This is a genomic window from Paenibacillus gorillae, assembly GCF_000513275.1.
In the GTDB taxonomy this organism is placed as follows: domain Bacteria; phylum Bacillota; class Bacilli; order Paenibacillales; family Paenibacillaceae; genus Pristimantibacillus; species Pristimantibacillus gorillae.
This window is the reverse complement of sequence record NZ_CBVJ010000154.1, coordinates 1-1,464: the sequence shown is the minus strand read 5'-3', so window position 1 is coordinate 1,464 and position 1,464 is coordinate 1. Positions and strand designations below refer to the sequence as shown.

The 1,464-nt window shown below is 49.1% G+C and carries 1 protein-coding gene; it reads left to right on the top strand.

The genetic code is table 11. The annotated features are described in order from the left end of the window. Positions 1-157 precede the first annotated feature (157 nt). The coding region (locus TY10_RS28440) for an ISNCY family transposase (protein WP_042171568.1) at positions 158-1,464 on the top strand (1,307 nt) is incomplete at its 3' end.

Here is a 1,464-nt window from a genome sequence, read left to right as displayed (position 1 = left end):
TAGTTACCCCTGAAAAAATCGAGGCATTACAATAAAGGAATTCGTTCACTCAGAATGGAAGTTGTTGTTATCGAGGCAACAACACCATCAGAGGGGCGAATTCCGTACGAGATAAGTTCTACAATGCCCCTCAAAAATCCTTTTTGAGGTGATCCATTTGTTAAAAATAAAAAACAATCAACTTACACTCTGGGATGTCTTGCTTCCCGAGCCTTTACGCACCTTACCGAAAGAACTGGCAGCGATTGATGAAATGCTGGACAATTCAGCATTTTTGGAGCCTTTTATCCATGCACATCCTTCTCGCCGCGGTAGGCCGACCATCCCTGCTGAAACGTATTTGCGCCTCATGTATTTGAAACACCGGTACAATCTAGGCTACGAAACGCTTGTTCAGGAAGTGAGCGACAGCCTGGCGTGGCGGCGCTTTTGCCGGATTGATCTGGATGCCAAAGTACCCGATTCCACGACACTCATCAAAGCGCGTAAACGGTATGGGGAAGCCATGACCGAGGCGCTGAATGAGTCGCTTCTACATGCTTTGAAAGAGAAACAGGTACTCCGAACGCGCAAGTTTCGCACAGACACAACGGTCCTTGAATCCGACATCCATTATCCCACGGATGCAACACTCTTGCAGGATGGTGTCCGTGTTATGAACCGTCTTATGAAGCGAGTCCGGAAAGTAGCCTCTCATGCGGCACAGGGCTTTGAAGATAAAAGCCAGGAAGTGAAAACGAAGATTCTTTCCATCGCAAAGCTGCTTCGTCGTCGTACTCAGCAATCCTGGGAAGAAATACAAGCGGTCACGGATTCGGTCGCGCATCTAACAGAAGAGGTTTGTGTACAAGTGGAGCAGGCAGTTGAGGCCATGGGGGATAAAGGGAAGAAAACCGTCTGCCACCTTAAATCCCAACTAACAGCTTCCGCCGCCCTGACACGAAAACTTGTGGAGCAAGCAAAAGAGGTCGTAGCCGGTAATCGCACCCTTCCCAATCGAATCATCAGTTTCTTTGATCCGGAAGCGAGGCCCATTAAAAAAGGTAAGCTCGGAAAGAGTGCGGAGTTTGGCTACAAGCTACGCATCGACGAAACGGAGAGCGGATTTGTGACGGGCTACCAACTCTACCAGGGCAACCCATCAGACGATGTTCTGCTCTTGCCAGCGATTGAGCAACACATCCAGCGCTTTGGTCACAGTCCGAATGCAGTAGCGACAGATCGTGGCTTTGCCAGTGTAGAAAATGAAAGGCTCGTGGAATCCCTAAGTGTTAAGCGGGTCAGCATACCAGCTCGCGGAAAGAAGAGTAACAAACGCACCAAACATGAGCAGCAGCTTTGGTTTAAGGATCTGCAGCGTTTTCGTGCTGCCGGTGAAGCTAAAATAAGTTTACTAAAACGAAAGTACGGTTTGAGTCGAAGCCGGTACAGGGGCTTTGCTGGCTCAAAAACCTGGGCCGGATT